Origin of the sequence: Pseudoalteromonas nanhaiensis (genome assembly GCF_051235485.1) — a bacterium.
In the GTDB taxonomy this organism is placed as follows: Bacteria; Pseudomonadota; Gammaproteobacteria; order Enterobacterales; family Alteromonadaceae; genus Pseudoalteromonas; species Pseudoalteromonas lipolytica_C.
The window spans coordinates 42336-56157 of the sequence record NZ_JBPNYQ010000027.1 but is presented as its reverse complement, the minus strand read 5'-3'; the positions used below and the strand labels follow the sequence as shown (position 1 = coordinate 56157).

The following is a 13822-nucleotide window of genomic DNA, read 5'->3' as shown; positions in this document are numbered from 1 at the left end:
CATTTCTCTTAGAACGACTTTGAACCACGCAGCCGGAGGTTCACTGTTTCAAAATACGTCCCGCGTCCGCCACTTTCTCTCAAGTAGAGCTAAGTGAATCAAACCGACGAAAGTCGGTTTTTTTGTGCCTGCAATTCGCATAGGATTGGTTTTAGGAGAGGCTTCAGTTGCGAATAAACACAACGTTTTATTGCGTTCATTTCTCTTAGAACGACTTTGAACCACGCAGCCGGAGGTTCACTGTTTCAAAATACGTCCCGCGTCCGCCACTTTCTTCTTGAAAGTGACATAAACCGACGAAAGTCGGTTTTTTTGTGCCTGAAATTCGCGTAGAAGCTTGAATGCTCAATATAAACTTGATGCAATAATTTTATATCGCGTTCATTTCTCTTAGAGCAACTTTGAACCACGCAGCCTAAGGTTCACTGTTTCAAAATACGTCCCGCGTCCGCCATATTATTTTTTTATATCCCGCGTTTAATAGCAATTCACAACAATAGACCAGTTAATTAAGCGTATCGGTATAAGTAGCTTCAAATGACACTAGCAAAAAGTGCATGGTAAGTTTGCTCGTTTCACTTTGTACCTTTTTACTTTCATATTTTCTTGATATTTAGCAATAAATCCCAGTTAACTTGCTTCACGGTCAAATTGTGTTAGATTTAATAAAATATTCCAAAAATAATAACTAATGGGAATTTTAGTTTATGAATACTAAAGCTGCATTTCAAAAGCGGCTAGCTTTATCATGTGGTTTTTTATTGCTAGCGGGTTGCCAAACAAGTGCAAGTAAGGTTGTTTTGTCTGATGAAGAGTACTTTGATAGGGTCATGCTAGCCCCAGCAATTCTTCCTGCTGATTTAACAAATACTGGTTGTTTAAGTTTAAATAATGATGATGATGCAAAAGACTATAAAACAGCATCGCAGGTGAATTATCAACAAGCAGATTGGCAATCTCGCGTGGCTGCTGACTGGCTGTACTTTGCAGATCCTCTGCAACCAGGCAAGTTGTTATTGATAGATTATCAGGTTAAGAGTGGGCAACTTGCTTACCGTTATTTAAGTGATGGTAGTCACAATGAGCTTTATGAACCTTGGAGCTCATCAAAAATTCAAGCATTTACTGGCGCGTTATCAAGAGTGAGGCAAGCTCACCCTGAGCTAGGTGCAACTGTGTTTGCAGGAGATACAGCACTGGCTGATTTGATCAGCAGTATTAATAGTTACGAAGCATTTGGTAAAGCCGATGGTAATTCAAATGCTATTGCCAGTTATTTTGTTAATGTGGCAGGGCGAGAATACTTACGTGGGCTTTTTAATGAGGGCTGGCTGAAACTGCAGGATCAACGTTTGTTGTTTAACGGTGCATATGGCTCAGAGCAGTTTGCCCCATCAGACGACTATTGGCATAACCCGATAAATAAAGAGTTTGCTGTAAAGATAGACCGTTACACTGCAAGCAGTGATGATCCCGGTTATTTACGGTATCGTTGTGATAGTTGTGGTTTAACGGGTAATAAAGCAATGACCACACTTGCTCAAGCTGAATGGTTAAAGCGACTAGTAAGTCATCAACGTGAGCCAATTACGCAAATGCCTAATTTACAAAGTAGTGATGTAGATGTGCTACTTAACGGCACAGGACATACCGATCAACATGCTAAGGTTGGCGGTATGATGGTGGGTATAAGCCACATTGTTACAAATGCATTGGCAAATGTTATAGCCCCTAATGATAGTCGCTCTGCAAAAGAGGTGCTCGACACTGCAACTAATGGACAATGGCGTGTTTGGCAAAAAATAGGCTGGGGTCCAAGTGAAACGCGCTCAACCACAGAAACAGTGATGCTTGCACATGTGTGTTTAGGAAATTATCAAGGTGGCCGTGAATTTACTTTCAGCGTGCAGCAGTCAATAGGCGGAGCTGACGAAGCCAATTTGCCAAAAGTCGGTAAGCAAATGCAGCAAAAGTTGCAGCATGCGTTTACAAAATTATTAGATTCACGCATTCAATAAGAATTAAGGAACAGCTATGCGTCGTTCAATTATCGCGTTATCAATTACTTTAGGTGTAGCCTTTTGTGCACCTATTCATGCTGAGGGCTGGCAATCAGATGTTATTGCGGTTACTCAGTCGCAACTTTCGCCCAATTACTGGTTAGCGAAAGGTGCATCGGCAAAAATGATCATGACAGAGGCGCAAATTACAGCCTTTAACGAAAAGCTGATTAAAGAAAATAAATACATTGTTGATCCACTGTCATTTCAAACAACATTGAGTAAAGAGGAATTAACAAGCGCGATTCACTCTGCAAGCTCTATCCCTAAAAGTCCGCGTTTTTTTACTGATGGTAGACAGTTAACCGCCAAAGACTTCGCCAAATATCAAGCTAACCTAAACCTTAATAAAGTGGCCAGTAGTAACAAGGTTCGTTTTGGTATGGTTGTTAAGCGAACTGCTCTGCGCACTTTTCCAACCTGGGACCGGGTATTAAATAGTGGTCTTGATCAAGACTTAGATCGCTTTCAAGAAAGCGGCATGTTCCCGGGTGAAGCTGTTGCTGTATTGCATCAAAGTGCAGATAAAAAATGGCTCTTAGTTCGTGCTTACAACTATTTAGCATGGGCTCCTAGTGAAGATATCGCTTTTGCTGACGCCGATGAAATTAAAGCTTATCGAGAGCAAGATAACTTTTTGGTTGTAACCGGCGCAAAAGTAAATACCGCCTATGTGCCTAACGACACTGCAAGCTCAGAAGTCCAACTAGATATGGGTGTGCGTTTACCTTTGCTTGATAACGAACAAGTACCTAATTTGCTCAATGGTCAAAACACGTATGCAAGCCATGTTGTTCAGCTGCCCACCCGCAATGAGCAAGGCCAGCTTGTTATAAAACCGGCGATGATCAGTAAAACCGCCGACGTAAATTTAGGTTACTTAGAATACAACGAGCAAAACCTAATAAAACAAGGTTTTAAGTTTTTAGGTGAACGTTATGGCTGGGGACATGATTACAATGGCCGTGACTGTACAGGCTTTGTAGGCGAAATTTATAAAAGTTTTGGCTTATTAATGCCACGTAATTCAGGCCAGCAAGGCAGTAGTGAATACGGACAAAATAATCGCTTTGATAAAAATACGACCGCAGACGCAAAATTACCGGTGGTTAAAAATATGGCGATTGGCGATCTTATTTATATTCCAGGTCACGTGATGATGTATTTAGGAGAGCACCAAGGCGAGCCGTATGTTATTCATGATGTGAAAGGCTTAGGCTATAACAAAGGCGATGGCAGCTTTTATAGTAGTGCGCTTAATGGCGTATCGGTTACCCCCTTGTTACCCCTGCGATTATCTCAAGAAACAAGTTACCTAGACCGTGTTTATAACATTAAGCGTATTCGATAGAGGCTTGTATGAAAATTAAAGCAGTTCGTTTTGCGAAACTTAAAGTGCCTTTGGTCACGCCATTTAAAACAGCGCTTAGAGAAGTGAGTTTTATTGAAGACCTAGTGGTTTTAATAGACACCGAATGTGGTCAAGTCGGTTATGGCTCGGCTGCTGCAACTCCCGTTATCACAGGTGATACACATCAAGGCATGATAGCGGTGATTCAGCAGTTTATTGCTCCTAAACTGATAGGGCATGAAATCGAAAACATCAACCAGCTTACTCACATTATTCAATCAACGGTGATTGGTAATAGCAGCGCAAAAGCGGCTTTAGAATTAGCGGTTTACGACTTGTGGGGCAAACTCTACAGAGCGCCTTTATATAAGTTACTTGGTGGTGGTAAGTCAGAGTTAAAGACTGATATTACCATCAGCGTAGATAACATAGATAAAATGCTTAATGACTGTCAGCGAGCGGTTGAGCAAGGTTTTGATGTATTAAAAATAAAAATCGGCAATAACCTTAATCAAGATATTGAACGTGTAAAAGCAATTCACGCAGGGTTTGCCGCTAAGGCGCAGTTACGTTTAGATGTAAACCAAGGGTGGAATGCCAAACAAACAGTGTTTGCACTGCAACAACTTGAGCAAGCAGGTGTGGTGTTAGAGTTGGTTGAGCAGCCAGTAAAAAGCAGTGATATTCAAGGGCTCAAATATATTACTGAGCGAGTGAACACTCCGATCATGGCCGATGAAAGCGCCTTTTCACCTAAGCAAGTAATACAACTTTTAGAGCTTGGCGCAGTTGATATTATCAATATTAAACTAATGAAAACGGGCGGTTTAAGTCGAGCAATTGAGATTGCTAATATCACTGCCCAATACCAAGCGGAGTGTATGATTGGCTGTATGTTAGAGGGCAGTATTGCTGTGGCAGGTGCAGCGCATTTAGCTTCAGCCAAAGCGCAACAAATAAGCAAAATAGACCTCGACGGCCCTGCGCTTGGTCAATACGACCCGGTTCAAGGTGGGGTTGTATTTAACGGTCCACAAATTAACTTATCGGATGCCCCCGGCCTTGGTATTGAGTCAATAAACGGTCTAGAACTAATAACAAACGGAGTATGGCCAGCATGAAAAAACTAGTCAGTCTTATTGCAGCTATGAGTTTAACCGCTTGTGCAAGCGTAGAATCACCTAAACCAGTCATTGATAACAGTCATCAGCAGCTCGTGGTGGTGGTCGCTAATGACAGTGATGCTATTGATGCCACGTTGTATCGCTTTGAAAAAAATGCTGGTAGCTGGCAACAACAAGGCCAGCAACATGCTGTGGTGCTTGGCCGCACAGGGCTTGCTTGGGGGGTAGGGCTACATCCGTCACAACCTGGACAGCAAAAACAAGAGGGTGATGGTAAAGCGCCTGCGGGCATTTTTGAGTTAGGTACAGCATTCGGTTATTTAGATTCACTGCAAACAAACCTTAACTATCAAGCAATGACTGCTAACGACTATTGTATCGATGTGAAAGGCTCACCCTTTTATAACCAACTAGTTGATAAGGCGGTTGTTGGTGAAGAGGCGGTTAAGGATTCTTCGGAGTGGATGCGCCGAGATATTTATAGCCAAGATAATCTCTATAAAAAAGGCATTGTTGTTAAGCATAACCCAAGCAATATTAATGGCGCGGGCAGCTGTATCTTTATGCATTTGTGGCGAGCACCTAGTAAACCAACTGCGGGTTGTACAGCGATGACTGAAAGCGATATGGACACATTACTAGCCTGGCTTGATGAGCGTAAAAAGCCATTACTGGTAAGCCTGACCAAAGCGCAATATCAGCAAAAACAAAGTCAGTGGCAATTACCTAGCCTAGGTAACTAAAAATAATAAAATAAAAGTATTTTAATTTTGTCATAATAATGGAATAATATATTCCATTAAGGTTTGGGTTAGGATAATAAATGAGTGCAAATTACGCTTTACTCGATTGGCTAGTATTCGCAGGCTACGCAGCAATTTTGTTGTTAAGTGGTTGGTGGTTTAATCGCAAACGTGCTAACTCAAGCCAAGATTTTTTTCTAGGCGGAAATAGCATGCCAACGTGGATGGTTGCGATATCTGTACTGGCTACTTCTCAGTCAGCTGCCACTTTTATTGGTGGGCCAGATCAAGGCTACCAAGGAGACTTTTCTTATATTGCTACCAATATTGGTGCCTTTATTGCGGCGTTTATTGTTTCTGCATTCTTAATTCCAAAGTTTTATCAGCAAAAAGTTTATACGGTCTATGAGTTATTAGAAAAACGCATTGGTCCTAAAGCAAAGCGACGCAGCGGCTTGATGTACTTATTTGGCCGAGTGTTTGCAAGTGGTGCTCGTTTATATATGGCAGCGATTGCTGTTGCGATGATTTTATACGGAAATATCGATGCAGACAGTGTGGTTGTAGCCACTCTAGTGCTGGCACTAGCAGGTTTGTTGTATACCTTTTTGGGCGGGATCCGCAGCGTTATTTATTCTGATGTATTGCAAAGCATTGTCTATGTGAGTGCGGCTATTGCGGTTATTTGGAGCTTGCTGAGCGTTATTCCAGCCGATTTTTCAACCATTATTGCAACCTTAAATGAACCAAGCCCAGGGGCAGACTCAAAACTCGCGCTGTTTAAGTTTGATTTAGACTTTGGCCCGTCAGGGGTGTTCAACATGGCCTCTGTTCTAACTGGTTTTGTGTTATTAAATATTGCCGCGTTTGGTCTTGATCAAGATATGACACAACGTTTGTTAACCTGTAAAAGCCCGAAAGAGGGCAGTAAAGCTTTACTACTTTCAGTGGTAATGGTGATCCCGGTTATGGCTATTTTCATCTTTATTGGTTTGCTGCTTTATATTGTTTATCAGCAACCAGCATTAATGAATAGCGAAGCTGGACAAACGGTTGTTCAAGAGTTTAACGGTGAAAAAATCACTATCTTTATGTACTACGTATTAAACGAAGTACCAGCCGGAGTGAAAGGCTTAGTGAGTGTCGGTATTATTGCAGCCGCTATTTCTACTTTGAACTCTGGGCTTAGTTCGATGTCTTCAGTCATCGTGCAAGATTTATATCGCCCATATTTAGAGAAAGCCAATAAGCGAGTCAGCGATCAGCACTTTGTTAAAGCAGGTCGTGTGGGTATGGCGCTGGTAAGTCTTGCTTTAGCGCTAATGGCTATTCTTTGTTATTTCTGGCAGCAGTATAGCGATATGCCATTATTAAAATTTGCTCTAAGCGTAATGGTCTTTTCCTACAGTGGTTTATTAGGGGTGTACTTTACAACTTTATTTACCAAGCGTGGCAGTGAAGGGTCAGTATTAGCTGCCTTAATTACAGGATTTATGGTGACCCTATTCATGCAACCTTACATGATTGATTGGTTACTGCCTGAATCTATGCGCTTTTACTTAGGGTTTACGTGGCAATTATGTATTGGCACCTTGCTTGCCACATTAGTGTGCTGTATAGGAAAAGCAAGCAATGAGGCAACGGCATAAATGGCGCCATCATATATTTTAGCCATCGATGGCGGTGGCACTAAGGTGGTAGCTGAGCTTAAAGAGCTGGCAACGGGTAAGCAATTTCGCGCTCAGGCTGGCTCTGCATCACTGTCGAATGATCTTGATTTAGCAGTTGAAAACATTGTTAAAGTGACGCGCGAGGTGTGCGAACAAAGCAATGTTAAGCCTAGCGATATAGTTACCGTTATGGGGCTTGCTGGAGGTTCGTCAGTAAGCCTTGCTGAGCAAGTCAAAGTAATGCTCAAGCTTATTTATGAAATCGAATTTGCTTACTTAGAGATTACAAGTGATGCGACTACTTCACTGTATGGGGCAAATTTAGGTGCTCCTTGCGTTGTCGTAGCTCTTGGCACGGGAGCTGTCGGGGCGCGATTAACGGCTCAAAATCAAATTAAATTGGTTGGGGGGTGGGGGTTCACTGTTGATGACTTTGGTGGTGGTGCCCGCATTGGCCTTATGGCTGTACAGCATTTATTAAACGATATAGATAGTTTTGATTTACCAAAAAGCCCTTTAACGATTCGCTTGAGTGAGCAGCTAGGATGTACTCGTCAAGCAATTAGTGATTGGCTTAAACTTGCTAAACCCGCAGATTACGCAGCATTTAGTCCGTTGGTGTTTAGCTTACAAGATGAATGTAAGGTGGCAAAAAGTGTTTTGGCAGAACACACACAGTCAGTGGTTGAGTTAATTAGCAAAAGCAGAGGCAACTCACCTTTACCGGTAATTTTAATAGGTGGTCTTGCGAAGGTGAGCCAACCATTATTACCACAGGCCTTACAAAATGACCTATCTCCTTGTAAGGGAGATTCTTTAACTGGCGCCTCAATTTTAGCGGCAAAGCATTATTATGACATTATTGAAGAAGGACAACCCAATGAGCCCTGAGCACGTATTTAAGCAACAACGTGAATTACTCGAAGAGTTAAATGGCATTGTCTCAGAAGGACAAAACCCTGACACTTTGGATATTGACTTGCTCAGCACTACTGAGATCCTCACTAAAATCAATAATGAAGATCATAAAGTGGCTGCGGCAGTAAAACTTGTTATTCCGCAAATAAGTGCTGCGGTAGATCACATTGTAGAAGCGTTTCAGCAAGGCGGTAGGTTGATTTACATTGGTGCTGGCACCAGCGGTCGCTTAGGTATTTTGGATGCGGTTGAATGTGCTCCTACTTACAGTGTGAATGATCAGCAAGTGCAAGGAATTATCGCAGGAGGTGATACGGCCTTTAAAAAGGCTGTTGAAGGCGCTGAAGATAGCACGACCTTAGCTATTGAAGATTTAAAAAATGCCAACTTAACGAGCCGCGACGTTGTTGTCGGCATAGCTGCCAGTGGGCGCACACCTTATGTGTGCTCTGCAATTGAATATGCAAAATCAATAGGTTGTGTAACTGTAGGTGTGACTTGTAATCCTAATTCAGCGGTCATGTGTTTACCACAAATTGGCATTTGTCCGGTGGTCGGAGCTGAAGCTGTAACAGGCTCAACTCGAATGAAATCGGGCACAGCACAAAAGCTTGTATTAAACATGTTAAGTACCGCCAGCATGATACGTACAGGCAAAGTGTATAAAAATTTAATGGTCGATGTGAATGCCAGCAATGAAAAGTTGCATGCCCGCGCTATACGTATCGTGATGCAAGCGACTGATTGTACGCAGCAGCAAGCAGTTGATGCGTTAAAGCAAGCAGAGCAAAGTGCCAAATTAGCCATTTTAATTGTACTAACAGGAAAATCGGCAGTTGATGCTAAAGAGCTTCTATCGAAAGCTGATGGTTTTTTACGTAAAGCGGTGGAGGAATAATGCGCTTTTTAGTTGTTATGATTATCAGTTGTTTATCACTGTTAGGCTGTAAAGAGACTCCACAACAAGTCTCTGAAAACACCTTGCCATTGCAAGTTGGTGCTGCAAATTACGACGCTTATATACCAGCCCTTAAAGGTAAACGCGTTGGTTTAGTGGTTAATCAAACCTCAGAGATTAATGGTCAGCATTTAGTTGATTTATTGCTCGATAGGGGAGTTAAGGTAAGTAAAATATTTGCACCTGAGCATGGCTTTCGCGGCGATCATGATGCAGGCGCACATGTAAAAAGTACTGTTGATGCAAAAACAGGCATTGATGTTGTTTCTATTTATGGCAGTAATAAAAAGCCAACTCCTGAAGTACTTGCTGATCTTGATGTCATTATATTTGATATTCAAGATGTTGGTGTGCGCTTTTACACGTACATCAGCTCAATGCACTACATGATGGAAGCGGCAGCTGAGAATGATAAGTCATTTATCGTATTAGACAGACCTAACCCGAATATTGCTTATGTTGATGGGCCTATCCTTGATCCACAATTTCGTTCGTTTGTTGGTATGCATGAAATTCCTGTTTTACATGGTATGACAGTGGCTGAACTGGCTCAAATGATTAAAGGTGAGGGATGGATAAACAATGCAGATAAACTTAATTTAACAGTGGTTCCCGTTGCTAATTATGAGCGCACAATGAGCTATGAGTTACCGGTAAAACCAAGCCCTAACTTACCTAATGCTCAATCGATTCAGTTGTACCCATCACTTTGTTTCTTTGAGGCAACGCCTATTACCATTGGCCGTGGTACGGATTTTCCGTTTCAAGTTGTGGGCTATTCGCCAATAAAACTAGGGGAGTTTAGTTTTACCCCTCGTGCAATTGAAGGCGCATCAATGAACCCTAAATTCAAAGAGATTGAAGTTTTTGGTCAAGATTTACGAGATGCTGATATTCATGGTCTAGATTTAAGTTTATTTATTTCAGCCTATCAAAAGCTAACTGCGAATAATCAAGAATTTTTTGAACGCGCTGGCTTCATGGATAAACTTGCGGGTACTGATAAATTGCGTTTAGCCATTGAAGCAGGTCAAACTGAGCAGCAAATTAAGCAAAGCTGGCAAGCTGACTTAAGTACTTTTAAACGAAAGCGAGCTCCGTATTTGCTTTATCAATAATAGCTAGGTAACTAGAAAATAAGAACGAGGCGCTTGCCTCGTTTTTTTATATCCATAAAAAGCTGTGTTATATTCAGGAGCTTGATTTATAAGGATATACCATGAAGACTTATTTCAGTTTAAGCATTGCTGCTTTCGCTTTACTAGCTGGCTGCTCACAACTCCCCAACACCTCAACAAGTAACTCAACCGATGCGCTTGATCTACGTGATAATAAAAACGCAGCAGAGCAGCTGTGGACACTAAAACATGCAACAAAGCCTATCTATCCTAAAGCTGCTTTAATTGCCAAACAGACGGGCTGTGCGCGCTTTGTTATAACTATTGATAATCAGGGCAATACGATTGATATCCGTTTTGTCGAGAGCTTCCCAGAAGGGCTGTTTGTCGATGTGTCGCGAGAGTCGCTTAAAAGTTGGCAGTGGCAGGCAAGTGCAGGTAACAGCGAGTCGCAAGCGATTATTCGCACTGTGCAGCTCGACTACTTTATGAAAGAAGCGGTTAATATAGATGCAGCAAAAGCATTTTGTACAATTTAAGTCTGTTCTTGAGGCATAAAAAAGGGCCGCAATAGCGGCCCCCAACAGGATTGATTAACTTAGAACTTGAAGTTAAACGACAGCTGCACACGACGTGGGCTGTAGTAATTACGATACTCACCAAAGGTTTCTGACGATACATATGGGTTATTGTTATAACCTGTTTGACGGTCAAATACGTTGAAGATATCAGCACGGAATTGTAGTTCCATGTCACCTGAGAACTTAAAGTCTTGGGTGTAGTTTAAATCAAGCTGCCAATGGCTAGGGCTACGACGGCTACCTGCAGGTTCTCCATAACGTGCTGTACCACTTGAGTAGCCATAGATTGAACCATCCCATGCTTCCCAAGGTTTACCCGACTGGAATACAAAGTATGCACCGATGTTCGCATCCCATGGCACAGTGTAGTAACCATACACTTTTACTTTATGCGGCTTATCACCTGATAATGTGCCGTATTTGTAATCCCAAGGGTAGCGGCCACGGCCATCACCATAGTTCGATGAACCAATGAAGGTATTCGCATCTGTTGTTGCTGTGGTGTTATCTTGGTCGAAGTTACCGTAGTAGTGACTCCAAACATAAGAAGCATTGATATAGCTGTTTTCGCCTAGGTATTCCGCTTCGATGCTCGCTTCCCAATATTTCGTTTCGCCACCATCTACTTCGGCAATAACATATGATGAACCGCCAATTTCATCACGGATCGCATCAAGGTTATCTACGTATAAGCCTTTATCAGCGATATGTTGTGGCACGCCTTCAGCATCAACACCAGAGTAGTCAGTTAAGCGCGCATTATTTGGCATATCTTCCCAGAAATGCGACGCCTTACGGTGACGAACATGAGCACGTAATACTAAATCAGAACCCACATATTTAGTGGTACCAAGAGTAAACTCTTTGATTTGACGAGGCGTTAAATCATCAGCAAATACTTTACCAGATGAACCTTGACGCGGCTCTGCGTAAATTACTTTACCCGCTTCATCAAATTCAACTTCGATTTCGGCACGGGTATTACGGTCCCAAGAGGCTGCACGCGCTAATGAGCTTGCTTCAGGGTTATACATTGAGAAGTTAGCAAATACAGAGTCTTGATCTGCATAATTCCAATTCACACCTAAACGAGGCTGGATCATATCTGTCCAATCTGTTTGATACATTTCGTATTTTTCGCCTGGTGCTAACTCATAACCAGAGAGAGTACCAGATGCTGATTTAAGACCTTGACCATACCAAGTATCGCGGCTCACAAGCACACCCACATTGTAAGTCCAATCACCTACTTCAATGGTGTCGTTGATTTCGAAGTTCAGCGTTTCCATTTCTGAGTTAATAGCAGAAACCGCATCTCCACCTGCTACTAAGCTCATTTGTTGCACGCGAGCACGGTAAATAACCGGCGCAGAGCTGCCTTCTTCTAAGCTTTCATCTAGGCCGCCAACATAAGAAATTCTACCCCAACCATTTGAAAGGCGAGACAGAACTTCTTTACTTTCTTTCCATTCACCACCTAAATGTAATGTATGGTAACTATCGCCCCAGCTAAATTCATGTTCTAGATTTAACTCAAAGCTATCACGGTAAAAGTCGATATTATCGTATTGGTAATACGCACCAACACCGCCGCCACCTCGCATTTGCCCATCTTCGGTATAACCGTATTGTGCAATGAGTGGTGCAGCGCCTGCATTGTATGCAGCAATTTGCTCTGCTGTGTAGTTATCATCAGCATCTAATAAGCTTGGTACACTGAAGTAACCCATTTCAGTTAGATTACTTAAGTCAAGTTGACCCGTTAACGATGGTACTACAGGTAGTTTTGTATCAGGTGTGGTACCAGACTCTATCTCTAATTTACTGTATTGGAATGAAAGAGTTGTTGCATCACCTAAAAGCCACGAACCATCTAAGGTAAAGATATCTTGATCGGCTTTATCACCTGCAGAAACACTGTCAGTTTCGTAAGCGCCAACAGAGCGACCTTCGATGGTTTTTTCTGAGGTACGCTGTGAAATATTAATTAAAATATCGTCAGTAGGTGCCCAAGTTAACTTACCAAAGTATTCATCTCGGACATTTTTATAGTCTTTTACTTCACCATAGGCTGTATCTTTATTAGTACGTGTTTCTTCAGGGCGATAATAAGAAGTGTAGAAGTATAAAGTGTCTTCAATAAGCGGGCCGCCTAAACTTGCTGTTAACCAGCTTTTATCAAGCTCATAGCTTTCTTGACCTGTTGGAGTCGCCACTAAGCTCTTAGGTTGAACTTTGTATTCAACATTACCGTGGAATTCGTCAGTACCTGATTTTGATACGGTATTGATTGAGAAGCCACCTGAACGGTTAAAGCCAACGGCTTTTGCACCACCGCGATCCATAGTAACGTAGGCAACGTCATGGGTTGATGGCTCTGATGCTAAGTTACCAAACATAGGGAGTGAAACATCAACACCGTCAAAGCCGTACGAGTTATCAACACCCGAACCACCTGCTGATGGACCAAGGGTTGCGTTTTCAGATAGCTCAACACCCGGAACAAGTTTTAATAGGTCACGGTAATCTTGACCAACTGGCACGCTATTGATTGCTTCTTCACCTAATGAGTTAGTGAGTGCAGATTTACCTTCGCGGAATAACTTACTGCCGGTAACCGTGATAACCTCAACGTTTTCGTTAGCACCACCCATAGTGACGTTTAAGCTTGATGTTTGCTCAAGTAAAACGTCGACAGTCATGGTTTGCGTTACACCGTTTTTATCGGTGAAAGTCAGTTCATAAGTACCGGGCTTTAACTGCGGTAAGTCATAACTACCATCTTCACGCGTAACAACGGTACGAGGTTTTGGCATCACGTTACTCTTTGCAGTTACTGTGATCCCAGCCAGTGACTGCTGTGTCGCTGGTGATGATACTTTACCTTTAATACCACCGGTTAGATTTGCAAAGGCTGGTGCGCTGGCTAGAGCCGCGGCCATAACAACGCCGGTAAAGGCTGTTTTCTTTGCACGAAGTGCATTGCTTGTCGCTTTGGCTATATAGCTAATTGCGAGTGTGGATGCATGTTGTTTCATTGTTTCCCGTCCTTATATTTATATGCTTTGTTGGACTGCTTACCCAGTTGAGACTTATGAACTTTAATATTATGTTGCCCACATATTAAACAGGTGTTATTTACTATGGTCAAGAATATTTTTTTATTAACGTACCTTTTTTTAGGAATAAAATATATAACCTGTTTTAGGTAAAGTTCAGCAATCGCTCGCTTTAGCGGTGGCTCAATTATCAGAAAGTTATTTTTGTAAGAAATTATGACTGTATACTCAGTGGGTTAA

Annotated in this window: 10 protein-coding genes; 9 read left to right on the top strand and 1 reads right to left on the bottom strand. The window is 42.1% G+C overall.

The window, feature by feature from the left end:
• The first annotated feature begins 707 nt into the window (after window positions 1–707).
• The 9 genes from ACSFVZ_RS17990 (at window position 708) to ACSFVZ_RS17950 (ending at window position 10481) form a co-directional block, all read left to right on the top strand.
• Window positions 708–2018 carry a hypothetical protein gene (locus ACSFVZ_RS17990; RefSeq protein WP_435559361.1) on the top strand — a complete coding sequence of 437 codons (1311 nt, stop codon included), beginning with the start codon at window positions 708–710 and terminating at the stop codon, window positions 2016–2018.
• 16 nt (window positions 2019–2034) lie between these two features.
• Entirely contained in the window at window positions 2035–3411 is a 1377-nt protein-coding gene (locus ACSFVZ_RS17985) for an SH3 domain-containing protein (protein WP_435559360.1), read from the top strand.
• An 8-nt stretch (window positions 3412–3419) separates the two neighbouring features.
• Window positions 3420–4532: a dipeptide epimerase gene (locus tag ACSFVZ_RS17980; protein ID WP_235382762.1), complete on the top strand. Its 1113-nt coding sequence runs from the start codon at window positions 3420–3422 to the stop codon at window positions 4530–4532.
• The gene (locus tag ACSFVZ_RS17975) at window positions 4529–5278 is read left to right on the top strand and encodes a L,D-transpeptidase family protein (RefSeq protein ID WP_435559359.1); all 750 of its coding nucleotides are present in this window, start codon (window positions 4529–4531) and stop codon (window positions 5276–5278) included. Before ACSFVZ_RS17980 ends, ACSFVZ_RS17975 begins: the two co-directional genes overlap by 4 nt.
• 80 nt (window positions 5279–5358) lie before the next feature.
• Window positions 5359–6927, top strand: coding sequence for a sodium:solute symporter (locus ACSFVZ_RS17970; protein ID WP_295511878.1), 1569 nt, complete (start codon window positions 5359–5361; stop codon window positions 6925–6927).
• Complete coding sequence (locus tag ACSFVZ_RS17965; RefSeq protein WP_435559358.1) at window positions 6928–7839, top strand: glucosamine kinase nucleotide-binding domain-containing protein; 912 nt, start codon at window positions 6928–6930, stop codon at window positions 7837–7839.
• Window positions 7829–8764, top strand: a complete 936-nt coding sequence (gene murQ / locus ACSFVZ_RS17960; RefSeq protein ID WP_135925862.1) for an N-acetylmuramic acid 6-phosphate etherase — start codon at window positions 7829–7831, stop codon at window positions 8762–8764. Before ACSFVZ_RS17965 ends, murQ begins: the two co-directional genes overlap by 11 nt.
• The gene (locus ACSFVZ_RS17955) at window positions 8764–9942 is read left to right on the top strand and encodes an exo-beta-N-acetylmuramidase NamZ family protein (RefSeq protein WP_249930256.1); all 1179 of its coding nucleotides are present in this window, start codon (window positions 8764–8766) and stop codon (window positions 9940–9942) included. The genes murQ and ACSFVZ_RS17955 overlap by 1 nt, the downstream gene beginning before the upstream one ends.
• Before the next feature lie 101 nt (window positions 9943–10043).
• On the top strand, window positions 10044–10481 hold the full coding sequence (locus ACSFVZ_RS17950; protein WP_295511883.1) for an energy transducer TonB: 438 nt from the start codon (window positions 10044–10046) through the stop codon (window positions 10479–10481).
• A gap of 59 nt (window positions 10482–10540) precedes the next feature.
• Here the strand turns inward: ACSFVZ_RS17950 and ACSFVZ_RS17945 are convergent, their stop codons facing one another.
• Window positions 10541–13561 carry a carboxypeptidase regulatory-like domain-containing protein gene (locus tag ACSFVZ_RS17945; protein ID WP_435559357.1) on the bottom strand — a complete coding sequence of 1007 codons (3021 nt, stop codon included), beginning with the start codon at window positions 13559–13561 and terminating at the stop codon, window positions 10541–10543.
• Between the last annotated feature and the right edge of the window lie 261 nt (window positions 13562–13822).